18 protein-coding genes and 3 pseudogenes are annotated in these 20,835 nt (G+C 37.1%); 14 read left to right on the forward strand and 7 right to left on the reverse strand.

Annotated features, from left to right (window positions below):
* Positions 1–257: 257 nt before the first annotated feature.
* Positions 258–1,613 carry a transposase gene (locus NSU17_RS04315; RefSeq protein WP_340704374.1) on the forward strand — a complete coding sequence of 452 codons (1,356 nt, stop codon included), beginning with the start codon at positions 258–260 and terminating at the stop codon, positions 1,611–1,613.
* Between the two features lie 90 nt (positions 1,614–1,703).
* Here the strand turns inward: NSU17_RS04315 and NSU17_RS04320 are convergent, their stop codons facing one another.
* Entirely contained in the window at positions 1,704–1,949 is a 246-nt protein-coding gene (locus tag NSU17_RS04320) for a hypothetical protein (protein WP_096550486.1), read from the reverse strand.
* Between the two features lie 162 nt (positions 1,950–2,111).
* On the opposite strand from NSU17_RS04320, the gene NSU17_RS04325 reads away from it, so the two are divergent.
* Together NSU17_RS04325 and NSU17_RS04330 are read left to right on the forward strand one after the other, a co-directional pair.
* Positions 2,112–2,405, forward strand: a complete 294-nt coding sequence (locus NSU17_RS04325; RefSeq protein ID WP_096550484.1) for a hypothetical protein — start codon at positions 2,112–2,114, stop codon at positions 2,403–2,405.
* A gap of 15 nt (positions 2,406–2,420) precedes the next feature.
* Positions 2,421–2,792: a hypothetical protein gene (locus tag NSU17_RS04330; protein WP_340704375.1), complete on the forward strand. Its 372-nt coding sequence runs from the start codon at positions 2,421–2,423 to the stop codon at positions 2,790–2,792.
* A 124-nt stretch (positions 2,793–2,916) separates the two neighbouring features.
* Here NSU17_RS04330 and NSU17_RS04335 read toward each other — a convergent pair whose 3' ends face one another.
* A complete protein-coding gene (locus tag NSU17_RS04335) occupies positions 2,917–4,119 on the reverse strand; it encodes a transposase (protein WP_096550268.1) in 1,203 nt (400 codons plus the stop codon).
* A gap of 249 nt (positions 4,120–4,368) precedes the next feature.
* Between NSU17_RS04335 and NSU17_RS04340 the strand changes: the two are divergent.
* The 3 genes and pseudogenes from NSU17_RS04340 to NSU17_RS04350 all read left to right on the forward strand — a co-directional run.
* Positions 4,369–4,755 (forward strand): annotated as a pseudogene (locus NSU17_RS04340) (winged helix-turn-helix domain-containing protein); the annotation flags it as partial.
* Between the two features lie 115 nt (positions 4,756–4,870).
* Positions 4,871–5,182 (forward strand): DUF6220 domain-containing protein, encoded by a 312-nt coding sequence (locus NSU17_RS04345; protein ID WP_096550481.1) that lies wholly within the window; start codon positions 4,871–4,873, stop codon positions 5,180–5,182.
* Between the two features lie 105 nt (positions 5,183–5,287).
* Positions 5,288–5,482 carry a DUF5957 family protein gene (locus NSU17_RS04350; RefSeq protein ID WP_096550480.1) on the forward strand — a complete coding sequence of 65 codons (195 nt, stop codon included), beginning with the start codon at positions 5,288–5,290 and terminating at the stop codon, positions 5,480–5,482.
* Between the two features lie 90 nt (positions 5,483–5,572).
* On the opposite strand, the gene NSU17_RS04355 is transcribed toward NSU17_RS04350, so the two are convergent.
* The 3 genes and pseudogenes from NSU17_RS04355 to NSU17_RS04365 form a co-directional block, all read right to left on the reverse strand.
* Entirely contained in the window at positions 5,573–5,695 is a 123-nt protein-coding gene (locus tag NSU17_RS04355; RefSeq protein ID WP_126434450.1) for a DinB family protein, read from the reverse strand.
* Positions 5,696–5,707: 12 nt separating this feature from the next.
* A pseudogene (locus NSU17_RS04360) lies at positions 5,708–6,448 on the reverse strand (SDR family NAD(P)-dependent oxidoreductase).
* A gap of 406 nt (positions 6,449–6,854) precedes the next feature.
* Entirely contained in the window at positions 6,855–7,097 is a 243-nt protein-coding gene (locus tag NSU17_RS04365) for a PepSY domain-containing protein (RefSeq protein WP_408647328.1), read from the reverse strand.
* Between the two features lie 311 nt (positions 7,098–7,408).
* On the opposite strand from NSU17_RS04365, the gene NSU17_RS04370 reads away from it, so the two are divergent.
* From NSU17_RS04370 to NSU17_RS04395, 6 genes are all read left to right on the forward strand, one after another.
* Positions 7,409–8,764 carry a transposase gene (locus NSU17_RS04370; RefSeq protein ID WP_096550004.1) on the forward strand — a complete coding sequence of 452 codons (1,356 nt, stop codon included), beginning with the start codon at positions 7,409–7,411 and terminating at the stop codon, positions 8,762–8,764.
* 255 nt (positions 8,765–9,019) lie between these two features.
* Positions 9,020–11,824 (forward strand): S-layer homology domain-containing protein, encoded by a 2,805-nt coding sequence (locus tag NSU17_RS04375; protein ID WP_340704376.1) that lies wholly within the window; start codon positions 9,020–9,022, stop codon positions 11,822–11,824.
* Positions 11,825–12,401: 577 nt separating this feature from the next.
* Positions 12,402–15,458: a YhgE/Pip domain-containing protein gene (locus NSU17_RS04380; protein WP_340704377.1), complete on the forward strand. Its 3,057-nt coding sequence runs from the start codon at positions 12,402–12,404 to the stop codon at positions 15,456–15,458.
* A gap of 203 nt (positions 15,459–15,661) precedes the next feature.
* On the forward strand, positions 15,662–16,018 hold the full coding sequence (locus tag NSU17_RS04385; protein ID WP_340704378.1) for a DUF4433 domain-containing protein: 357 nt from the start codon (positions 15,662–15,664) through the stop codon (positions 16,016–16,018).
* A 25-nt stretch (positions 16,019–16,043) separates the two neighbouring features.
* Positions 16,044–16,229 (forward strand): DarT ssDNA thymidine ADP-ribosyltransferase family protein, encoded by a 186-nt coding sequence (locus NSU17_RS04390; RefSeq protein WP_340704379.1) that lies wholly within the window; start codon positions 16,044–16,046, stop codon positions 16,227–16,229.
* A gap of 112 nt (positions 16,230–16,341) precedes the next feature.
* Positions 16,342–17,697, forward strand: a complete 1,356-nt coding sequence (locus NSU17_RS04395) for a transposase (protein WP_340704380.1) — start codon at positions 16,342–16,344, stop codon at positions 17,695–17,697.
* An 89-nt stretch (positions 17,698–17,786) separates the two neighbouring features.
* Here the strand turns inward: NSU17_RS04395 and NSU17_RS04400 are convergent, their stop codons facing one another.
* The gene (locus tag NSU17_RS04400) at positions 17,787–18,374 is read right to left on the reverse strand and encodes a hypothetical protein (protein WP_340433592.1); all 588 of its coding nucleotides are present in this window, start codon (positions 18,372–18,374) and stop codon (positions 17,787–17,789) included.
* A gap of 87 nt (positions 18,375–18,461) precedes the next feature.
* On the opposite strand from NSU17_RS04400, the gene NSU17_RS04405 reads away from it, so the two are divergent.
* Positions 18,462–18,776 carry a hypothetical protein gene (locus NSU17_RS04405; RefSeq protein WP_340704381.1) on the forward strand — a complete coding sequence of 105 codons (315 nt, stop codon included), beginning with the start codon at positions 18,462–18,464 and terminating at the stop codon, positions 18,774–18,776.
* A 47-nt stretch (positions 18,777–18,823) separates the two neighbouring features.
* Positions 18,824–19,338: pseudogene (locus NSU17_RS04410) on the forward strand (transposase); the annotation flags it as partial.
* A 144-nt stretch (positions 19,339–19,482) separates the two neighbouring features.
* Here the strand turns inward: NSU17_RS04410 and prfB are convergent.
* A protein-coding gene (prfB, locus tag NSU17_RS04415) for a peptide chain release factor 2 (protein WP_340704382.1) occupies positions 19,483–20,593 on the reverse strand; the annotation gives its coding sequence in 2 pieces (ribosomal slippage) (positions 19,483–20,532 and positions 20,534–20,593; 1,110 coding nt in all).
* Positions 20,594–20,835: the final 242 nt, after the last annotated feature.

Raw genomic sequence — 20,835 nt, forward strand, 5'->3', positions numbered from 1 at the left:
CCCTTTTCATTTCCGATTGGCAACGATGCAACCAATCGGATTTTTTTTATCTATAACAATCCTTGAGGAATAAAAACATCGTCAAAGTTTCTCTCACCAAAAGACTTATACCCGAAAAAAATACACAATGGAGTTAATTTCATAATTCTCACCCCTTGATTTTCAAGGGATTCAAGACAATAAAAAATGGGTACCTCCCCAAATTTCGTTATAATGGTAAGTAACCAAACAAACCATACGAAAGAGGTGAGTACCCTATGACTATTGTAAAACAAATTTCTCTTTTTGACATCCATCAATTATTAGAAATGGAAAGTTCCCATCGTTATGATGCCATTTTTAGTGTGATCGACATTCAGCCTATATTTCAATTGTTTTCTAAAAAGACATTGAAAGGTGCACCACGTGAATGGAATGATGGTGCAATGATTCAATCGCTGATTATACGTATTGTCGAACGTATTCCAACTATCAAGGATTTAGTCAAACGTTTGGTCCATGATCCTTTATTTCGTTTCGACTGTGGATTCCTTGTGTCTGATGTCGTACCATCTGAAAGCTCTTATTCACGCATGATTCAAGTCATTAGTGAATCAGATGTGCTAGATAAAATGAACGATACACTCATCAAAACAGCGATGTTGGAAGGCTTTCTAAATGATGAACATGTCGCCATCGATGCGAGTCACTTTGAAGCTCGTGATGCTTTCACACCATCAGAAAAGAAAGCACCTAAAACTCCTAAAAAACGTGGTCGTAAAACTAAAGCTGAACGAGCTGTTTGGTTAGCCGAACAAGTAGAGAAAAAAGGAAATCAATCAACCTATGAAAAAGAACTGAAAGAACAGCTGGATATCCCATTAGAAACCCTTTGGAAGGATGTACCGATTGAGCCAAAATGGGGTGTGAAAAAGAATAGTAAAGGAAAAAATACATTCTGGTTTGGTTATAAAGCCCATTTAGCTGTTTCGACGAAAAGTCAATATATCATCACTCGTTTGATGTCCTCAGGTAATTTAAGTGATTGTAAAGCTGCGATTCCATTATTGAAAAAACTTCATCACTTAGGAAACGGTCAATTTACAATCGCTATATTTGATGCTGGTTATGATGTTGAACCTATTTACCGTCAAGCCGTATCACAGTCCATGCGAGTCGTGATTCCTTACAACGTTCGCCGAGAAGGAGAATATATAGGATTCGATGAACATTTTCGTCCAACCTGTGTGCGTGAACATAGTTACCAATATGACAGCTTTGACGCTAAGTACAATACATTAAAATTCACACGTCCAAAGGAATGTGCAACTTGCCCATTACGAGAAGACACCCTTTGCCAAAAAGTTTTCAAAATCAAATGTGATATAGATATCCGTAAATTTACCTATCCAGCACGTGGGACAGAACGATGGAAACAGCTTTATCAAGAACGTACAGCAGTCGAACGCGTTAACGCTTATTTAAAGGAATACTTTCAATTAAACAATGTCCGTCATCGTACAGGAAAGAAAGCAAAAATGCATTTCAATCTGGTGACGTTAATTTATAATACCTGCAAACTAGCAGTTGATCGAATCAATGCTTTATTACAGCAACAAAACCAAGTTGCATAATTTAAAAAAAAAAACAAAGTTTTTAGTATAGGGGTACTCTATACTTCAGAAAAACTATGATTTATGAAATTGATTCAGATATATAGAAATTCAGAAGATTGTTAAAAGAATAAAGGCAGCCCCTATTAATATACATAATATTCCTAAGCTTAATATCCATCCTAACAAATTATCTAAACTTAAAAATCCAATAAATGTAATAAAATATACAAATATTCTCTTAATCTTTGATACTTCTTTTACCATTTTTAATTCTTTCTTAAATTCAGAATATCCCACAGGGATTAAAATAATACCAATAATAATTAATATTATGCCTATAAGAATAGTAACCATCAGATATTGCCTCCATCAAACTTGCTGATAAAAACATTAAATTTTTATTCCTTAATTATTAAATATCATACCAAACATAATATACCATTTACTTCAAAGAAAACAAATTATTTATTAACATTTTTTAAATTTTATGTTAAATTTATACAGGAGGTGATTTTAATGGCAGTAATATCTAAAGTAAAATCAACTTTGAATAGTTGGAGTGAACCAGATACAGTAAAAAATGAAATTGCAAAGAAATCAGCTTCGGGTGCAGCGATAGGTGCGGCAACAGGACATGCAGGGGCTACATTACTTAGCACAGTGCGTGGCAAAAATTCAGAATTACCTAAAGTTGGGGCAACTGGTGGAGCAGTAGTTGGAGCAAATATAGGTGCCATAAATGGAGCTTTTACTGGCTCTTTAAAATATGCTGCTGGAAATACTGCTAAATTCTTCGGACTAACAGATTAATAGAGGTAATCTTTCGTGTATATAAAAAAAATAACATTATGTGAATATGTTAATGAACAATTTGAACCTGTTAATAAGAAAAACATATTCTATTCAACAGATTTGAGTATTCAAGTCTTAGTACAATTAAATGAAATTCGACAAGATACTTTCATAAGATTCCATTGGTTTAAATTCCATAATGGAGAAGAACAAATAGTAGGTATTTATGAAATACCTATTATAGGAAAAAAAGGTATATCTCCTAGACACGCTATAGCTGGAATTGATATACCTATGTTAATGGAAGAAGAGCCAAATGGATTGTCTGAAAAATGGAGCATATTAATCGAAATTGAAAACCAAGTTGAAAAACGATATTTTGAATTGAGCATTTTGCAAAATTAGATTTTTTGGATAAAAGTATAAAAAATAAAGCACTCGACAAATAGCTACCAGCATGTTATTTTACAAAATATTACAATAATCCTGTTTTTGGGCATACCTGCAGAATTTTTCACATTGAATTTTTTTAAGCGGCTTTCTTCCCTTTATTTTCCTTTGCCATCGCTAGCGCTGAAACAAGTAATACAATAGCGTTCAGGTAAATATGGCTCTTTACTTTCTCAATTCCCCATACATGTAGGGAGTTCGACGTAAGGTAGCTTTTCATTCTTGAATTACAGCGTTCTACACTTGTCCTCTCGTTGTAAAGCTCTTTCCAACGTTTTGTATCACGGTGCGGATTGGAATATCGGCGCACATCCTTTTTGATGTCGACTTTTACCACCATTCCATAGTTGGAAGATGAACAGGCTGCCATTCCTAATGGGCAATCCACTTTGCCGGTTGCGTGAGGACATCTGAACTTGAGCTGGTCCTTATCAGCTCCCCAATAAGTCATTTCATAACCCATGGAACAACGCGGAGTTCCATTGGAAGAAATCCCTTCAGGAGGCTCTTTTTCGTTGCGCAAATTGAGCGGGATAATGGCTTGCGCTCCAATGTTTTTGGCTGATTCATAGTTTTTTAGTTGGTCATATCCGCCATCCATGATCAGAAATTCAATTTTGGATTTGGTACGCTCTGCCACTTGCTCGATTAATTCTGGTGCGACTTCTCCATCGTTCACATGGGCAGGGGTTACTTTTATGGCCATTGGCAGTTCGCTTGCGGTATCGACTGAAAGATGCATCTTATAGCCAAACCAGGTAATTTTATTGCCGAAGGAATCATATTTTGCGCCCCAATTGGCATTACCCGTTTGTTCACTACGCTTTTTGGGCTGTTTCTTTTCATAGGCATCAATGGCGGCACTGTCGATGGCCTGGTGGCTGCCGTCAATTATTCCTTCCTCCTGAGCTAACTGTACCAAGTCAAGGAAGATCTTTTCAGCCAGCTTTTTTTTGGTAAGTGCTGCAAAAACCCGGCTGAGAGTGGAGATAGACGGTGCGGGGCGATCAATCGATAAACCGCATTGATAACGGAAACGAAGGTCTTTATCCAATCGATGATGAAGGGCGGTAAAGGTGTCGATGCCTTCGAGTGGGGCAGCGATGAGAGCCCTTAGAATCCCTTCTCTGGAATGACCGTCAGCCCCTCGGGGTGAAGAACTTCTCAACTGTTTAGCATAAGGGCGTAAATCAAGCGAGCTAAAAAAGATAGGTAATTTCTCTTTTGACTCTAATTTTTGCAGTTCTTCAAAGGAAAATAGGCTTTCTTGTAGAATATACAAAGTGACTTCCTCCTTTTGAATTTTTTGTTGTTTCGTCACTTCAAAAATTCTACATTTTAGGGGTGAAGTCCTTTTTTATGTCTTTGAAATCCTTATGGCTCTTGGGTCAAAAAATATGCAAAATGCTCAATTAAAAAAACATAAAAACTACGATAAAGAATTGAAATCGAGTATTCAAATAGGCACTACTTCAACTTTAGACTTTAAAGCGTAAATTATAGTTAGTTGTAAGAAAGGGAGCTGACATCCCAACCCTTTAATCCTAATGAGCTAGTGGCTAGAGTTAAAGCCCACATTGCACGATACGAACGATTAACAAACCGTCACCAACCAAAACAAGAAATTCGAGTAAGGGGGCTGGTGATTGACCAGGAATCCCGTCGAGTGTTTATTAATGATGTGGAAAAGATTTTTACTGCAAAAGAATTCGATTTATTAACTTTATTAGCTACTAATCCTAATCGGGTATTTAGTAAAGAGCATTTATTTGATCGAATATGGGGCATAGATGCTGTCGGTGATATTTCTACAGTAACTGTCCATATTCGAAAAATTAGAGAAAAAATTGAAACAGATCCATCCTCCCCAGTGTTTATTGAAACGGTATGGGGAGTCGGCTATCGATTTAATGATTAAGTAGAAAAGAAGCCTTAAATTCTTAGGGCTTCTTTTTGTCTATTTAAGAAATGGCTAATAGTTATTTTAGAATGCCTCTGTATTCTAGTACCTAGAACGAAGGAGGTTTTTAGATTTGGACAATTTACATGTGACGAAATTTCAAAAATTGAGTAGATACTTATTCTTTCTAGGAGCAGCTCTATTTTTAATTAGTGTAGCGATTCAAATATTTACAGCGGGATTGGCGATATTTGTAATACCAACCCATTGGTTATCCCATATAACTTATATACATTTATTCGGGTTTAACGTTCCAATATTTTTACTATTATTCGCTTATCTCGGAAAATTACCACGTTGGGGTTACCTTTACGTATTTGGCCTCATGTTTGGTGTATTTGGTATGTATTTACAGCGAATATTACATCAAGTATCCCGTGGGTAGGAGCACTACACCCTCTTATGGCAGTTTTCTTATCTTATGTGTCATATCAATTATTCATAAATACTGCAAAACTTATTTTTATAAAAAAGGTGGAATCAAATTAACATGAGAGTATTTCTATCGATTATTGTTGGTTTAGTTGGAGGATTTATATTAGGAATTGCATTATCGAGCTTTATTGGTATTATCTCAATAACATTATTTAAAGTACCGATGGGGATTAAATATTTACCTTACTACACAGCAATTTTATGCGCAATCATCCTACCTATGTATGAGCTAAAATTGAAAACACAGTAATTAACTTACGAGACTTTCAGTTTATTTTAAAATTATAGGCAGATTCAATAATCCGAATCTGCCCTCTTACAATTTTCAAAACATTAAACCTCATTTAATTGTTTTTAAAAAGGCAATATAATCAGTCGGTGTTCCTTCGTAGCCCATTTGTCTAATCATTGCAGCGGTATTTCCCCTATGGTAAGTTCCTGGTTTACAAGATGTTAAAATCAAATAATTGGATAACTATAATGCCGCAGCTCCACCATCAATTGAAATCACTGCGCCGTGGATATAGGATGCTTCATCACTAAGTAAAAAGGCTACAACATTAGCTACTTCATGGGGCTGACCTAGTCTACCCATTGGCACTGCTTCCGCCATTGCTTGAATTGCTTCTGGTGGAAATGCTTTTACCATCGGTGTCTCATTCGTACCTGGAGCAATCGCATTGATTCTTATATTTTCTCTGCCATATTCCCCTGCGATCGTTTTTGTTAAACCGATAATTGCATGTTTCGTTGCAGAGTAAGCACCTAGCGTAGGGATACCTACAACTCCACCTAATGATGCAGTATTCACAATTGAACCTCCGCCGGTTTTTAACATCTCATTCGCTACATATTTTAGCCCGTAAAAAGCACCTTTTAAATTCACGTTCACAATCGCCTCAAATTCATCATCGGGACATTCTAAAGTGAGTACACCCGATCCTGATATACCGGCATTGTTGAAAAACATATCAATTTTTCCAAAGCGTTCTACAGTTTCAGCAACCTATCGTTTTACATCTTCCACTTTACTAACGTCCGCTTCAATAAAAATGGCATCTACACCTATTTCTTTACATAGCTTTACCGTTTCATTTCCTTGTTCCTTCGACACATCTACAATACTAATATTTGCACCTCGTTCGGCAAGTTTAATTGCCGTTCCCCTACCAAATCCGCTTCCGCCACCTGTAATGATTGCTGTTTTTCCTTGCATGCCAAACACTCCTCTTGATGTTCATCTTATCTCTATTTTTAATCCACTGTTGGTGGTAAACATTGTATACCTACACTTATCACCTTTCGGTCAATCTTTTATTCAACTACATGGACTTTCATAGTATAAACGCGACATTAAATTTTTATCAACGATAGGAATAGTCTAGAAAAAAAATTGCATTTAAAATCGAACTTCTTATGAACTTTTGTAAATTTATCATAATTAATACAAATTTGTTTCCTTCTATATAACCGACGGCTAATTTCTTCTCTTAATCACAATACCCTTCCTTTTTTTAGCAATTTATACAATAAAAAAACCGAAATAAGCAGATTTACACTACTATTTCGGTACTGAAGTTCTCTTCATTTCTTAAAAAACTCACTTCTTTAAAGATTGTTTATTAATCATAATCATTTTCTCGGTCAACTTTTAATATTTGTCCGTTTCTTGCAAGAACTTCTACTTCGTATATCATTCCTTCTGCTGTCATGATAAATACTTCATAAACTAAAACACCATTTTCTAAATCCATATCTACATGCATAACTCTTCCAGGTACTCTTTGAAGTGCTATTTCTTGAGCTTGCTGCATTGTAATTCGTTGATTATACATTGGTTGATTACCGTATGGAAACTGATTCAACTGAAACTCCCCCTCATAAATCAAGTCACTTATTAATATGCAACTAATAAGTTTTAGGTTCCTGTACGATAGGGGTTGCTTGTACGATGAATACACGTTAGAACATGCAAATAAAAATAAAAAGAATTATGATTTCCCATTTCAAATTAATGTGGCTTCGATAAAGTTTTTATTAAACATAACTGAGTTAATTTCATAATTCTCACCCCTTGATTTTCAAGGGATTCAAGACAATAAAAAATGGGTACCTCCCCAAATTTCGTTATAATGGTAAGTAACCAAACAAACCATACGAAAGAGGTGAGTACCCTATGACTATTGTAAAACAAATTTCTCTTTTTGACATCCATCAATTATTAGAAATGGAAAGTTCCCATCGTTATGATGCCATTTTTAGTGCTATCGACATTCAGCCTATATTTCAATTGTTTTCTAAAAAGACATTGAAAGGTGCACCACGTGAATTGAATTATGGTGCAATGATTCAATCGCTGATTATTCGTATTGTCGAACGTATTCCAACTATCAAGGATTTAGTCAAACGTTTGGTCCATGATCCTTTATTTCGTTTCGACTGTGGATTCCTTGTGTCTGATGTCGTACCATCTGAAAGCTCTTATTCACGCATGATTCAAGTCATTAGTGAATCAGATGTGCTAGATAAAATGAACGATACACTCATCAAAACAGCGATGTTGGAAGGCTTTCTAAATGATGAACATGTCGCCATCGATGCGAGTCACTTTGAAGCTCGTGATGCTTTCACACCATCAGAAAAGAAAGCACCTAAAACTCCTAAAAAACGTGGTCGTAAAACTAAAGCTGAACGAGCTGTTTGGTTAGCCGAACAAGTAGAGAAAAAAGGAAATCAATCAACCTATGAAAAAGAACTGAAAGAACAGCTGGATATCCCATTAGAAACCCTTTGGAAGGATGTACCGATTGAGCCAAAATGGGGTGTGAAAAAGAATAGTAAAGGAAAAAATACATTCTGGTTTGGTTATAAAGCCCATTTAGCTGTTTCGACGAAAAGTCAATATATCATCACTCGTTTGATGTCCTCAGGTAATTTAAGTGATTGTAAAGCTGCGATTCCATTATTGAAAAAACTTCATCACTTAGGAAACGGTCAATTTACAATAGCTATATTTGATGCTGGTTATGATGTTGAACCTATTTACCGTCAAGCCGTATCACAGTCCATGCGAGTCGTGATTCCTTACAACGTTCGCCGAGAAGGAGAATATATAGGATTCGATGAACATTTTCGTCCAACCTGTGTGCGTGAACATAGTTACCAATATGACAGCTTTGACGCTAAGTACAATACATTAAAATTCACACGTCCAAAGGAATGTGCAACTTGCCCATTACGAGAAGACACCCTTTGCCAAAAAGTTTTCAAAATCAAATGTGATATAGATATCCGTAAATTTACCTATCCAGCACGTGGGACAGAACGATGGAAACAGCTTTATCAAGAACGTACAGCAGTCGAACGCGTTAACGCTTATTTAAAGGAATACTTTCAATTAAACAATGTCCGTCATCGTACAGGAAAGAAAGCAAAAATGCATTTCAATCTGGTGACGTTAATTTATAATACCTGCAAACTAGCAGTTGATCGAATCAATGCTTTATTACAGCAACAAAACCAAGTTGCATAATTAAAAAAAAACAAAGTTTTTAGTATAGGGGTACTCTATACTTCAGAAAAACTATGATTTATGAAATTGATTCATATAATTAATTAATTTGTCTCTTTTAGAAAATGACTTTGATATACTTTAGGGTGTAATATCCTATGTAAATATTGGATAGAACTCAGGATTTATAGAATGATAGGAAATGAAACTGAATTGATATTCAATATCATTTTCTTGTTAGGATATTGCTTTTTAAATACAGAGGGGCGAATGTAATTGAATAAGTTTATGTCATTAATTAGCCGTAAACTTTTGGCTTTGATGTGTGTTGCTGTACTTCTTGCTTCTATATTGTCACCAGGGATGGGTCAATCAGCTAATCGTTTTACAGATGTTCCTGGTTGGGGTCAAGAGGCGGTTGATTATTTGGTGGGAAATGGTTCGATTGTGGGTTATCCGGATGGAAGCTTTCGTGCTCATAACGAACTGACTCGTGCCGAAGCAGTGAAAATATTGGCTATTTCTTTAGGTCTTGATGTAAGTGATCATCAAAAACCTGCCTTCGCCGATTCAAGGGATCATTGGGCGTCAAAATACATAGCAGCCTTTCAAACACAAAAAAAGAGCGTCATTACAGGTTATCCTGATGGAACTTTCCGGCCCAATGACTCTATCACTCGCGCAGAATTGGCGAAGATGATGGTGGCGGCTTACAATCTCAAATTGAACGAAGAGGCTGAGGTCCATTTTTCCGATATTTCGGGCTGGGCGTTTAATTATATTAATATTTTAGGAAGTCTTGGCATTGTTGCGGGGCGAAGCGAGGGTAAATTTGCTCCATCAGGAAATGTCACCCGTGTGGAAATGGCCGCTTTTGTCTACCGTACTGAAGTGGAGACAGCTCGTCTTCAAGTGCCAAAAAAGAAAGTCTTCCCGGCGATTAAACAGGTGACTGTGTTTAATGAAACGAAATTTGAAGTTACCTTTAGTTCAGCGTTGGATGAAGATTTAGCAGCCGAAATTGAATATAGCGGGAAGCGTTTCATCGTTTATCATGCGGGACAATCTGCTCGTAGTTCAGACGCAGTTCAATCGCAGACGATTAGTTTTAATGAGGATCATACAAAAGCAGCGGTGATCTTAGAAGATGACTCGATTAAAGCAGATGCTAACTATACCGTTGCTTTAATGAATGGCGATAATAAGACCGTAGCCGATATTGTTGAAACATTTGCTCCAGTTATGCTGAAGAAAGGCGCAGAACAGCCAGAGGTCATCGTCGATGGCAAGCAAGATAAGCTGATTTTAAAATTTAACGAAAAAATGTCTAACTCAGCTCTTGAAGCACGCAACTATCAAATTTATGAAAACAATCGATTAAGCGGCGGTTTGGAGGAATATATAGTCGCCTCTGATCTGAGCGGAGATGGTCTGGCTAAAGGTGATTGGGCCGATGCTACTGAGAAAACATCTATTGAGTTTACATTAAATAAGAATATAGACAGCAAGAAGTTTAATGTAAAGGAAACATACAAAATTCTGGTGTCAAATCGAGTAGAAACAGATAAGGGTGCGGAGTTATCTGACGTTCAACGAACCATCCGCATCAAGACTCCTACCCTTTCAGACGCACAGCCGAAAGCAATATTGGCAAGGGTCGTTCATAATGATTTAATCGTCATGTTCGATAAAAATCTAAACAAGGCTTTGATTAATCCTATTTTAGTCGTTGTGAAAAAGCCGGGCGGGCATACCATTCCAGTTGCCAATATAGAGCTGGCCAATGAAGGGAATCATTTAGGAGATAAAGAGATAAAAATTTCCGTTGCTGAAGGGTATAGATTAGAGAATGATTTAGCTTATACGGTTGATCTTCCTTCAAATATGGTTGCCAATGCGATTTTTCCCCATGCCTTGAATCAAGAGGTTACGGGCTTGGAGGCTAAGGCGCAAAAAGATATTGAAATAACCAGTGTTTCAGCTCAGTTCGTACGGCAATCCAGCCATAAGGATAAAGCTGATCTGCTTCTTACATTTGACCAGCGTGCTGATCTGGAAGAGCTAATGGCCGCAAATAGCGATGAAATGATCATTAAAGATGAGGGATCTATTTATCAGTGGATCGATCCCAAAGGCTTGGAGCTTTACTACGGTGATCCGACAGGCAAAACAGTGATGATTGAGGATGTTGGATCAGCCTTTAAACTGAATGGCAACACGCAGGAGAGAGGTTTCAAACCAAGATACGGCAAATCTTATACGGTTGAATTGAAGCCAAATACAGTTGAGACAGAGAACGGGATAAAGACAAATCAGGAAAAGCTGGTATCATCTGTAACTGGTATTAGTATTTCAGCGCCAGAGCTTGATAAAATATTTATTAACTCTGCGGAAGAGATCGTTATTAGGTTTAAAGAAGACATTGATGCCAAAAATCTGCAGGCGCATCATATTACTGTACAAGGCTATGAAACGTATAAGAACGGAAACTTTACGGCCAATCCTATTTCTTTAACTGGCAATTCTCAGCTTGCATTTAGTGTGGATGAGAATACCTTGACCCTTAGACCAGCAAATTCCGGCGTAACATTTGTTACAAATGCGGCTGCGAATCTATTCTCGATTCAAGGGGATTCAATTAAAGGAGAGAGAAGCGGGGTGGAAAATACAAGATTGACGAGTACAGATCATATTGATCCGGTGAACATCATTGATCGTGCCTTGCCAATAATGATTGGTGCACAGAAAGAAGAGACTGATAGCACCATTACGATCACTTATAGTGAACCGGTCGCGTTTAAAGGCAGTGATCCGGAGATGCAGGCATCACAATTTGCAGTAGAGCACGCCACTAAAAATGCCTATGGATTAACTGCTTCGCTTGTTTCGCCACTGGCAGGTTTTTCTCCGAACTTAATGATCACTTTTAATAAACCGGAAACATTTAAACCTGATCTGGACTTAGAAAAGGTGAAAGTCATATATACAAGAAATAATCATGTTCTGGTACGAGACATGAAAGAGAACGAACAGAACCCGCAAACCATTACTGGCATAAAGAGAGGGAATGATTCTCAATAAAAGAGGATCTTCTAGTGTACTGTAAAAGAAAATAAGAAGCTTGGATCAATGAATGAAGCCTTACTTCCATGAACGGAGGTAGGGCTTATTTTTATTTTGAGATCAATAAAAAATGAACGATATTAAAGCACCAGTTTAAGAGCATATAAATGCATTTAGAACAATATTTGGTATAATATATAAGGTCAAGCTAATGGCTGATTCCGCAAAAAAATTAAGAAGAATTTACGGTATAACATGAATGATGTATGTTTGTAATCTAGGGAGGGAAATGGAAGAAATCAAGTCGAGATGATAGCCAGGCATATCTCATTTCGAGGCTGCTTTATTAACCACTGTGCAGCGATGCAGAAGAGGAACACGACTGCAATCATTATAAAAAAACAAGTTTTTAAAAGATGCTTTCAATGTAAGAGTCATAGTAAAAGAGGTTGTCACTTAGGGATCTATCATAGTAATTAGACTGCAAGATCCTAAGTTTAATAGAAATAATTGTTTTTAAATTTATCGAAAGAAGGTGAAAACTGGTTATTTTATTATGAAGCATGATTATGTTTTAAAATAACCAGGTTTATAAGTGAAGGATATTTTAAATATCTTTAAAACAGATGTGAACAATATACGGAGAAATAAAGCGGCTATTGTCGTGATTGTCGCCTTAATGATATTGCCATCGATGTATGCTTGGTTCAATATTATTCCTTCGTGGGACCCGTATGAAAATACAGAGGGCGTTTCTGTCGCTGTCGCCAATTTAGATGAAGGGTCGGAAGTGCGGGGAGAAAAAGTAAATGTCGGGAATGAAATCGTGCTCTCCCTGCTTGAAAATAAGAAGCTTGGCTGGGAGTTTGTTGACGAAGCAGAGGCGATGAAAGGCGTAGAGCAGGGGGATTATTACGCCGCGATTATTATACCGAAGGATTTCTCGGAAAAACTAACGAGTGTGTTAACGGATGAACCTGAAAAGCCTGAACTCAGCTATTATATCAATGAAAAGGTTAATGCGATTGCGCCTAAAGTTACTGGCGCAGGGGCTTCAGGTATTGTTGAAAGTATTCAGAGCGGCTTTGTCAAAGTCGCAAACGAAGCCATTTTCACCGCGTTCAATGAGGTTGGGATCGAGCTTGAAGTCAATCGCCCCTCTATTGAAAAAATCAGAGATTCCATTTATCGATTGGAAGGCGATTTGCCTGAAATTGAACGCGTGCTAGGGGTTGCTGACACGGATTTAGAACACGCTGAAACAGCCATTGAAAAGGCTAATGAAGGCATGGTAAAAGCACGGGAAATTAGTGACCAGGCCGAAAAAATGAGCGAAGAAATCGAAAAGGTGATGAGAGACGTAGATAAGTCTGTTCGTACTTACGTTCCGCTCGTCAAACAAGATTTGCGCTTAGCGCAGAAAGTCATTCAACAAATTCCTGATGCTGTAGACCGTGTCTCTGAAAAAGGGACGGATATTGACAGGTTATTAGATAAAATTAGCGAAGGCACTGGAAAGATTGATGATGGAACAGCCGCATTGCAGAAGCTGGCAGATTTGCTTGAAGAGTCGGATCAGAAGCTAACGGAAGAACGAAAGATTGAAGAGATCATTGACACTTTAAACAGTGAACATGAAAAAATGGATGAGCTCAAAGGTAATATTAAAGAAGCCATTGATAAGCTTGAAAAAGGAGAAAATGTTGCTGTTGATCTCGCTGTAAAAATTGATGAAATGACAAAAGATCTTGAACAGCGTATGGCAGATATCACCAATACTTATGAGACCATTATTATTCCAAGAATTGAAAAAGACATTGAGGCTATTCGTCAACAGGCGCCTAAAGTAAAAGACACACTGGTTGATCTGCAAAAGGTGAATACATCAGTGATTGATCAAATTACAAAATGGGAAGAAAACGGCGGACTCGTTGATACGACACAGTACAAAGAGAAAATTGAGACCATCCTGCCGGTGGTAGATAAAAATCTATCCAGAGTGGAGACCTTATTAGCTGTCTTTACTCGCGTGAATGACATAAGTGGCGGCCGGTTGCTAGAAAAGCCAATTGCTTCGTTAACAAATCTTCAAGATCAATTAACGAGCGCGAGCGAGCTATTGACGAAAACACTGAAAGCCATTGAACGCGGCGAAGAGGTCAGTCCAGTCATCTGGAATACTCTTAAACAGCAATTTGAAAAAGTCGATCAGCGGCTTGACGAGGTCATCAATTATGCGGAAACGACAGTGGTTGATGCTTTTGATGAGGCCATCGCCAATTTGCAAAAGATTGATAGCGAAATTAGCAGTGAATTAGATCGCTTGAAAGAAACAGCAGCGAGCGCTTCTGAACTGGCTGATACATTGCTGGACGTGGCAAAAAATCCTGAAAAGACCATTAAGGCATTAAAAAATATGACAGAACGGATTGACAGCGGACAAAATGCGATCCAATCACTCGTTAAGTTTAACGAAGGAATTCAGCAGCGCATTGACCAAGGGGTGTTATTGGATGGCGCAGAACGTCTTGAGCAAATGCAAAAAGACCTTCAGGCATTCAAAAGCACGATCCTTCAATTTGTCGAAAATACACGTCAAAGCAAAGAGAATATAGGAAAAGCCCTAACTGATATTAAAGATAAATCACGGAAGATGGATAACTCCATCACAGAGCTTATCCGATTTATTGACGATGAACTGATGCCGAAGTATGAAAAAGCTTCGGAAAGGGCGAACAATGCTATTAAAGAAGGCAATCGGATGCTCGCAAAGGCCAATGCGACTTTCCCGAAAGTGGATGAGCTTCTAGGCAAAGCAGAAGAAGGACTTAACACAGGAAAAGACGGGCTGAAAAAAGCACATGAAGTTTTTCCGGAAGTGAAAGAAAAAGTCATTGAAATGGCCAATCGTATTCGAAACTTAGAAGAAAAAGGCGATTTGGATCAACTCATTGACTTAATGAAAAATGATCCGAATGTCGAAGGTGATTTTTTCGCGGATCCGATTTTACTAAAGGAACATGAGTTATTTCCAATCCCTAACTATGGATCAGCGATGTCACCATTCTTCACAGCCATGTCTCTATGGGTCGGCGCTTTAATCCTAGTATCATCATTGATTGTCGATGTTCCGAATAAACATCGCTACAAAAGCTATGAAGCTTATTTCGGCAGATTCCTAACATTTTGGTCCATCGGATTAATGCAGGCATTCGTCGTCACGATGGGCGATATGTTTCTATTGAAAACATTCGTTGCCCATAAGTTCATGTTCGTGCTGTTTGGTTTTTTAATCAGCACAACATTCGTTACGATCGTCTACACGCTCGTGTCAGTCTTCGGAAATACTGGAAAAGTGATTGCCATCGTCTTGCTTGTCATGCAGCTGGGCGCTTCAGGCGGGACATTCCCGATTCAGATGACACCTGCCTTTTTCCAAAAAATCCATGCCTTCCTGCCATTCACGCATGCCCTGGGCTTGTTCCGTGAAGCAGTAGGCGGAATCATATGGCCGGTAGTATGGAAGCACATCGCCTGGCTCCTTGGCTATATGGGCGTGTTCCTTTTCATCGGCATCAAACTGAAAGAACGCATTAATAAATCAAGCGATAAATTTTTAGCAGAAGCAAGAGAAAGTAAGGTTATCTTGTAGATAAAGCTAGTGGGTTTGCTTTAAAGTAAAGCTCTGTGGAGAGTAAGATCTCTGCGGAGTTTTTCTGTTTCGTATTGTGTAAGAAATCTTAAATGCATTATGTATTGGCTGTGAAAAGAAGAATGCTTCCTTGAAGTGTGATAAAATGAATGAAAAGATGATCGTTATATAAAAAGAAGAAATGATGAGACAGGTCGTGGAAAATGGAGACGAATAAACTACTTTTTCATATGACACATGTTAAAAATTTGCCGTCAATTTTTAAAAATAGGGGATTATTAGCCTATTCGGAAGTGGTAGCGAAAAATAGCCAACATAAAGATATCGCAAATTCAGATATTCAAATACGAAGGTCTGGAATTCATATCCCCCTTTCTCCTGGTGGGGATTTACATGATTATGTGCCTTTTTATTTTGCCGCACGCTCTCCTATGCTGTATTCGATAATCAATAACGGAGTTAATCAGCGCGATATTGTTTACTTTGTTACAGATATATCGAAAATTCAACAGAGTGGTTTACCTTATGTTTTTACCGGAGTTTTATTCCCGGTTAGATGACCTAGAGAAAGTGGATTGGACGATTATGAAAGAATTGTATTGGGCTGACACGGAGGAAGATCCAGATAGAAAGCGGAGACGACAAGCTGAATTTCTCGTTCACCGCCAAGTTCCAACGGACCTTTTCACCGTTTTTGCGGTTATAGATGAGGAGATGAAAGATAAAGTTAAGGATCTTTTACGAATACATCAAATTGAGTTAATTTCATAATTCTCACCCCTTGATTTTCAAGGGATTCAAGACAATAAAAAATGGGTACCTCCCCAAATTTCGTTATAATGGTAAGTAACCAAACAAACCATACGAAAGAGGTGAGTACCCTATGACTATTGTAAAACAAATTTCTCTTTTTGACATCCATCAATTATTAGAAATGGAAAGTTCCCATCGTTATGATGCCATTTTTAGTGTGATTGACATTCAACCTATTTTTCAATTGTTTTCTAAAAAGACATTGAAAGGTGCGCCACGTGAATTGAATTATGGTGCAATGATTCAATCGCTGATTATTCGTATTGTCGAACGAATTCCAACAATGAAGGATTTAGTCAAACGTTTGGTCCATGATCCTTTATTTCGTTTCGACTGTGGATTCCTTGTGTCTGATGTCGTACCATCTGAAAGCTCTTATTCACGCATGATTCAAGTCATTAGTGAATCAGATGTGCTAGATAAAATGAACGATACACTCATCAAAACAGCGATGTTGGAAGGCTTTCTAAATGATGAACATGTCGCCATCGATGCGAGTCACTTTGAAGCTCGTGATGCTTTCACACCATCAGAAAAGAAAGCACCTAAAACTCCTAAAAAACGTGGTCGTAAAACTAAAGCTGAACGAGCTGTTTGGTTAGCCGAACAAGTAGAGAAAAAAGGAAATCAATCAACCTATGAAAAAGAACTGAAAGAACAGCTGGATATCCCATTAGAAACCCTTTGGAAGGATGTACCGATTGAGCCAAAATGGGGTGTGAAAAAGAATAGTAAAGGAAAAAATACATTCTGGTTTGGTTATAAAGCCCATTTAGCTGTTTCGACGAAAAGTCAATATATCATCACTCGTTTGATGTCCTCAGGTAATTTAAGTGATTGTAAAGCTGCGATTCCATTATTGAAAAAACTTCATCACTTAGGAAACGGTCATTTTACAATAGCTATATTTGATGCTGGTTATGATGTTGAACCTATTTACCGTCAAGCCGTATCACAGTCCATGCGAGTCGTGATTCCTTACAACGTTCGCCGAGAAGGAGAATATATAGGATTCGATGAACATTTTCGTCCAACCTGTGTGCGTGAACATAGTTACCAATATGACAGCTTTGACGCTAAGTACAATACATTAAAATTCACACGTCCAAAGGAATGTGCAACTTGCCCATTACGAGAAGACACCCTTTGCCAAAAAGTTTTCAAAATCAAATGTGATATAGATATCCGTAAATTTACCTATCCAGCACGTGGGACAGAACGATGGAAACAGCTTTATCAAGAACGTACAGCAGTCGAACGCGTTAACGCTTATTTAAAGGAATACTTTCAATTAAACAATGTCCGTCATCGTACAGGAAAGAAAGCAAAAATGCATTTCAATCTGGTGACGTTAATTTATAATACCTGCAAACTAGCAGTTGATCGAATCAATGCTTTATTACAGCAACAAAACCAAGTTGCATAATTTTAAAAAAAAAACAAAGTTTTTAGTATAGGGGTACTCTATACTTCAGAAATACTATGATTTATGAAATTGATTCATTTCATTAAAGATTAATCATTTTCGTGATTTGGAGTGATTAATTGAATTTCGTAGGAGATTTTATCGTCGATAGAAAGTTCAGTGTAGTGATTCACGACTAGATTCTCAAATTCTTTTTTTAAAACTTCATTAGAAACTTCACTTGAATTTTCAATAGTTATTAAACCTTTCATTTTATCGAAAGTAGGATACATAACTTTAATATTTTTATATCCTTTTTCTTGTATATAATCAAATATCAAATATGAAATTTGTTGCATAGCTCTTTCTACTTTTGCTTCTTCTTTGTTTTTCTTCAGTATTTTAATATTATAGTATTTTAAATCTGAAGGAGATAAATTTTCAGTTAAGTATGTCATTAATTCTTCCTCATTTTTACTATCATCCATTACAATCCAAATAGTAGTGTCAGTATTGCCAATTTGGTAACTAAAAAATCCAAATCTATCCCATACATCGTTGAGAACTGATGATATTCGTTCTGTACGAGCTTTTTTATCGTTTTGAATAGTAGGCGTAACATTATTAAGATATAGGAATGTACTGATAATCATAAAACTTATAGTAAGAATAATTAATATAGGAAACTTTTTTTTCATAAAAAAATACTCCTTTCAATTTTAAGTTGACTTATATTTTATCATATTTTACCATATTACTATAAGATAGGAAAATGAGGAATTTTTTTGAAACGTAAACTTTCTTTTGCACTTGCTATTGCTTTAGTGGGTATCTCTTATACTACCCAAGATACTTCTGCAAGTGTTATTAACTCAAGTGACGATTTCTACTCCAAGGTGAAAATTTATGATGGAAATGGTGTAGAAGAATCCTATTCTATCGAAAAGTTAAAAGAATTCATTAAATTCACTCCAAATGAGACTACTTTAAATGATGAATTCTACTCTAAGGTGAAAATTTATGATGGAAATGGTGTAGAAGAATCTTATTCTATCGAGGAGTTAAAAGAATTCATTAAATTCACTCCAAATACTTATTGAAAAAACTTCATCACTTAGGAAACGGTCAATTTACAATCGCTATATTTGATGCTGGTTATGATGTTGAACCTATTTACCGTCAAGCCGTATCACAGTCCATGCGAGTCGTGATTCCTTACAACGTTCGCCGAGAAGGAGAATATATAGGATTCGATGAACATTTTCGTCCAACCTGTGTGCGTGAACATAGTTACCAATATGACAGCTTTGACGCTAAGTACAATACATTAAAATTCACACGTCCAAAGGAATGTGCAACTTGCCCATTACGAGAAGACACCCTTTGCCAAAAAGTTTTCAAAATCAAATGTGATATAGATATCCGTAAATTTACCTATCCAGCACGTGGGACAGAACGATGGAAACAGCTTTATCAAGAACGTACAGCAGTCGAACGCGTTAACGCTTATTTAAAGGAATACTTTCAATTAAACAATGTCCGTCATCGTACAGGAAAGAAAGCAAAAATGCATTTCAATCTGGTGACGTTAATTTATAATACCTGCAAACTAGCTGTTGAAGAATCAATGCTTTATTACAGCAACAAAACCAAGTTGCATAATTTTAAAAAAAAACAAAGTTTTTAGTATAGGGGTACTCTATACTTCAGAAATACTATGATTTATGAAATTGATTCAATTAATAAAAAAATAAAAAGTGCACAAAACCAATGAAATGATTTTGCACACTTTGTTACTTATATCATTTAATTCTTCGCTGTGATTTGAGAGCGCAAATAAGCGTTAATGAATAAGTCAATATCGCCATCCATTACCGCTTGCACATTTCCAGTCTCCACATTCGTGCGGTGATCTTTTACCATCGAATATGGATGGAACACGTAAGAACGAATTTGAGAACCCCAACCAATTTCCTTTTGTTCACCGCGAAGTGCAGCAAGTTCTGCTTCCTGTTTTTCAATCTCTAATTGATACAATTTTGCTTTTAACATGTTCATTGCTTTTTCACGGTTTTTAATTTGCGAACGTTCCGCTTGGCAAGAAACAACGATTCCTGTTGGGATGTGCGTAATGCGGACAGCAGAATCCGTCGTGTTAACGTGTTGCCCCCCTGCACCTGTGGAACGATACGTATCTATTTTTAAATCTTCCTGGCGAACCTCGATTTCAATTTCATTATTGAACTCTGGCATCACTTCACAGGAAACGAAGGATGTGTGACGGCGACCATTAGAATCGAAAGGTGAAATACGCACTAAACGATGAACACCTTTTTCCGCCTTTAAATAACCGTAAGCGTTATGCCCTTTAATAAGCAATGTCACCGATTTGATACCCGCTTCATCCCCTGGTAAATAATCGAGGGTTTCCACTTTGAAGCCATGTTTATCTGCCCAACGAGTATACATACGAAGAAGCATTGAACCCCAATCTTGAGACTCTGTACCTCCAGCTCCTGGGTGAAGCTCTAAAATGGCATTGTTTTTATCATATGGTTCGCTTAATAAAAGCTGTAACTCAAAGTTCTCTAACTTCTCCTCAAACTCTTTCAATTCCTGAACAAGCTCTGCTTGAAGATCCTCATCAGGCTCTTCTTTTAACAATTCAAGAGTCATTTCTAAGTTTTCTTGAGTGGATAATAAATCATTTAATTCATTTACGATGGCCTTTAAACCGTTTACCTCATTAATGATGCTTTGCGCTTTATTTTGGTCATCCCAAAAGTCGGGCATCATCATGATTTCTTCTAATTCTTGAATGCGGGCTTCTTTGTTTTCTAAGTCAAAGAGACCCCCTGAAATCCGCCAATTTTTCGGCTGTAGTTTCTAAAATATTTCGCACATCAGATAATTCCATAAAAGCTCCTCCAATTTAATTAGATTTGAAGAAATAAAATGACTTAACGGGAGAAGGTCGGCAAACTGATCTTACTCAATTGAATAGAGAATGTTCGAACCTACCTTGCACCCCAATACAAATAAACAGAATCATTTAATATGGAAGTAAGTCTCTTACCAAATCGCGAAACAAAACCGTGCCATCAAAAAGGGTGACAACGGTTTTGTAGAAAACTTTCAAAAGAGATGATGAGAGAAAAT

Origin of the sequence: Ureibacillus sp. FSL K6-2830 (assembly GCF_038004145.1) — a bacterium.
Taxonomy (GTDB): domain Bacteria; phylum Bacillota; class Bacilli; order Bacillales_A; family Planococcaceae; genus Ureibacillus; species Ureibacillus thermosphaericus.